The organism is Streptomyces kunmingensis, from assembly GCF_039533535.1.
GTDB lineage: Bacteria > Actinomycetota > Actinomycetes > Streptomycetales > Streptomycetaceae > Streptomyces > Streptomyces kunmingensis.
In genome coordinates this window covers 1-3710 of the sequence record NZ_BAAATS010000075.1, presented here as the reverse complement: position 1 = coordinate 3710, position 3710 = coordinate 1, and the positions used below count along the sequence as shown (strand labels likewise).

Sequence of the window (3710 nt, the reverse complement as noted above, 5' to 3'; positions counted from 1 at the left end):
CCCGACCGACGTCTACGTGTTGCCCAAGCACCTGGACGAGAAGGTCGCCCGTCTCCACCTGGACTCGCTCGGCGTGAAGCTGACGACGCTCCGTCCGGAGCAGGCGTCGTACATCGGTGTCGAGGTCGAGGGTCCGTACAAGTCGGACCACTACCGCTACTGAGCACCGCGCCGGTCGCACCAGCCGACTGACAGGACAGGCCCCCGCACCCCCGTGCCGGGGGCCTGTCCCGTACTCCGCCCACCGCTGGCTACGGTGGACACGTCCTGAGCCGCCTTCCGACGACGCCGAACCGGCAGCCGCCGACAGACCGGACACGACAGACGACAGACACACAGACGCAGACACACAGACCAGCGCGCTTGGTCATGCCCCGCGATCCTGCGATCCGATCCAGTGATCCGATGGAGCGCCATCGCTCAATTGCTCAATCGCTCCATCGCGCGATCGACAGCGGCCGTCACCGAGCCAGCCGAAGGACCCGACGAACCCCATGCCCCGCGGCCGTTATTCGCTCCACGATCCGCACGATCACACCCCCCTCGGTGAAGAGCACTTCCACTGCGCGCCCGGCCCTTCCGGCTGGCGCTACGTAGCTCAACGGACCACCCCCTCCGGCGATCACGCCGGCTCGATCGACCTCGCCCTCGACGAACTCGGCCGCCCCATCCGCCTTGAAGTGAACGCCGCGAGCTGGCAGGTACGGGGAGCCGCCATCGACGGCGTCACCTGGGTACGCACCGACCCCACCGGCACCCACGCCACCGAAGGCAACGCCCCTGCCCATGCCTTCACCGGCACGTCCCCCGCGTTCCTCATCGCCACCACGCGTCTGCTGAACCTCACCCCCGCTTCCCCCTCGACCCGCGTCCGCCTTGTCGCCCTCACGGATCCGGTCCTGGCCCCCCGCACCCTGGACCAGTCCTGGACCTTGCTGAACAGCGAAGCACACGCCACTGACAACGGCCCGCTCGTCGTGGACGAATACCAGGTCACAGCCCTGGACACGGGGGAGCAGCACACCGTTCACCTCAGCGGCGACGTGGTCCTGGCAGCCCCTGGCATCGAGCTGGAGCACCTCGAAACACCCCCGTCGACGTTCAGCTGACGCCGACGACACCCGCTCCGACTCACCGACCTCAGGCCGGCGGCGCGAACCCGGTGGCCGGCGGCTCAGAACTCCCCGAACCGTGCGCGGAGTTCCCGGCGGGCGGCGCCGCGGGCGAGGGGGCGGAGGCCGGGTACCCGCCGGGCACAGGAGTGACCCGCCCGCCGTACGTTCCCTGCCCGCCGTACGTTCTCTGCCCGCCGTACGTTCCTTGCACAGGCGCGGCTTGCTCGCCGTAGGCCCCCTGCACCGGAGCAGGCGGAAGCGGCGGAGCGGGCGGCGCATAAGCAGCCGCGGGCGGAGCGACGACCCCCGGCTGCCTCTGGCCGCCGTAAGCCCCGGGGAAACGGTCCTGCCCCACCGAACCGAAGGCGCGCCGGGCCTCTCGCGACTGTCGTTCGTGCACCACTGCGGCCAGGAACGCGGCGGGTGGTACGTCGGTCGGCGCGGGCGCACCGGTGTGCGCGGCGACATCGGCGGCGAGTCGCTCGGCCATGCCCCATCCGACCTGAGGATCCAGTTGCCTCATCCGCGTCAGGTACTGACGCACGGCGAGCCAGAGTCCCTCCGGCACGGCGGACAGATCCAGCTGCGCGAACCGGCCGACCAGCCATGGCGGCGGAGGCGGCACGAACGCCGCCTGCCCGGTCGGCACCCGTTCGCGCACGACGAGCGTCCCAGCGAACACGTCTCCGACCCGCCGCCCCCGGGCGGACACCAGCGAGGCGATACAGGCCACGACACCGAAGGTCAGCAGGATCTCGACGACCCCGACGGCCCCGCGCACCAGTGCGTGGCGGAACCGGATGGGCCCGCCGTCGTCCCGTACGACCCGCAGCCCGCACGCGAGCTTCCCGAGCGACCTTCCGTGGCTCAACGTCTCCACGGCTATCGGGACTCCCACCAGCACCAGCAGGAACAGCGCCACGGACAGCGCCGCCGACGCGGCATCGTCCAGCGACGCGGTCGCGGCCACCACGGCGATCGTCACGGCGATATAGACGACGAACGCCACCACCAGATCGATGAGCACGGCGAGCGCCCGGCTCGGCAGCTTTGCGGGCCGCAACTCCAGTGCCACGGCCTCGCCCGTCACCAGCTCACTCACGCCGGCCACCCACCCTTCCCTGACCTGCCCTCGGAACCGCCAGTCTGCCAAGCTGAGGGCACATCGCGCCGCACAGGTGCCGGAAAGCGAGGAGCAGCAGACCGGATGGACCTCGACGTCTTCGTGTCCGCCCACCGAGCCGAGTGGGACCGCCTGGACGCACTGCTGCGCCGCCGACGCCGCCTGACCGGCACGGAAGCGGACGAACTGGTGACGCTCTACCAGCGCACGGCCACGCACCTCTCCCTCATCCAGTCGAGCGCCCCGGACCCGAGAGTCGTCGGCCGCCTCACTCAACTCGTGGCACGCGCGCGTAGTGCTGTGACCGGTACTCGCGCCGCTTCATGGCGCGACGTCACCCGTTTTCTCACCCACGGTTTCCCGGCAGCGGTCTACAAGGCACGCCACTGGTGGGTCCCCACCGCTCTCGTCTCCACGGCGATAGCCGCCCTGATCGGCTGGTGGATAGGTACCCACCCCGAGATACAGGCCTCCATAGCCGCTCCGTCCGAGCTCCGTGAGCTGACCCGCCCGGGCGGCCAGTACGAGACGTACTACTCGAGCCATCCGGCGACGTCCTTCGCGGCGCAGGTCTGGACGAACAACGCGCAGGCCGCCGCCATGTGCCTGGTCCTGGGCATCTTCCTGGGACTGCCGGTCCTGTGGATCCTTCTGCAGAACATGCTCAACGTCGGTATCGGTATCGGCCTGATGACCTCCGCCGGCCGCCTCGACACCTTCCTGGGCCTGATCCTCCCGCACGGCCTCCTCGAACTGACCGCGGTGTTCGTAGCCGCCGGTACTGGACTGCGCCTCGGCTGGACGGTCATCGACCCCGGCCCGCGCACACGGCGAACGGCCCTCGCGGAGGAAGGCCGAGCGGCGATCGGCATGGCCATCGGCCTGGCCCTGGTCCTCTTCATCTCCGGTGCCATCGAAGGCTTCGTGACCCCTTCCGGCCTGCCGACCTGGGCCCGCATCGGCATCGGCATCGCCGCGGAACTCGCCTTTCTCGTCTACGTCTATGTCCTCGGTGGCCGCGCGGTCCGTGCGGGAGAAACAGGGGACCTGGACACGGGCGAACGCAGCGCAGTGCTCCCGACAGCCGCTTGATGTGCGGACAGCTCCGCTGACCTGCTAGTCTCCTCTTCGCCCCGGAAAGACCGTTGACACGGAACGACGGGGGAGGTAGATTCGAACAGTTGCCCCGAACTCGACAGGTTCGGCCGCAACCGTTAGCATCTAACTCGCTTCACGAAATAACATTCTTCGAGAAGCCTCCCCGATTAATCGGAAATAAGAGTCGGTCAGACCGGCCCAAACCTTCTGATAAAGTCGGATCAGCCGAAAGGCAAAGGCCCCCAACGGCCACCGGAAATGAAATCCGAACCGGAAACGGAACGGAAAACGGATCTGGTAAGGTTGGAAACACGAAGGGAAGCGCCCGGAGGAAAGCCCGAGAGGGTGAGTACAAAGGAAGCGTCCGTTCCTTG

4 protein-coding genes are annotated in these 3710 nt (G+C 68.6%); 3 read left to right on the top strand and 1 reads right to left on the bottom strand.

Annotation, left to right across the window (positions count from 1 at the left end):
- Together ABD366_RS43300 and ABD366_RS43295 are read left to right on the top strand one after the other, a co-directional pair.
- The coding region (locus ABD366_RS43300) for an adenosylhomocysteinase (RefSeq protein ID WP_344443259.1) at positions 1 to 163 on the top strand (163 nt) is incomplete at its 5' end.
- A gap of 331 nt (positions 164 to 494) precedes the next feature.
- Positions 495 to 1109: a hypothetical protein gene (locus ABD366_RS43295; protein ID WP_324769373.1), complete on the top strand. Its 615-nt coding sequence runs from the start codon at positions 495 to 497 to the stop codon at positions 1107 to 1109.
- Between the two features lie 31 nt (positions 1110 to 1140).
- Here the strand turns inward: ABD366_RS43295 and ABD366_RS43290 are convergent, their stop codons facing one another.
- Positions 1141 to 2217 carry an RDD family protein gene (locus ABD366_RS43290; RefSeq protein ID WP_324769372.1) on the bottom strand — a complete coding sequence of 359 codons (1077 nt, stop codon included), beginning with the start codon at positions 2215 to 2217 and terminating at the stop codon, positions 1141 to 1143.
- Between the two features lie 105 nt (positions 2218 to 2322).
- Here ABD366_RS43290 and ABD366_RS43285 point away from each other — a divergent pair, with 105 nt between their 5' ends.
- Positions 2323 to 3330 carry a stage II sporulation protein M gene (locus ABD366_RS43285; RefSeq protein WP_324769370.1) on the top strand — a complete coding sequence of 336 codons (1008 nt, stop codon included), beginning with the start codon at positions 2323 to 2325 and terminating at the stop codon, positions 3328 to 3330.
- Positions 3331 to 3710: the final 380 nt, after the last annotated feature.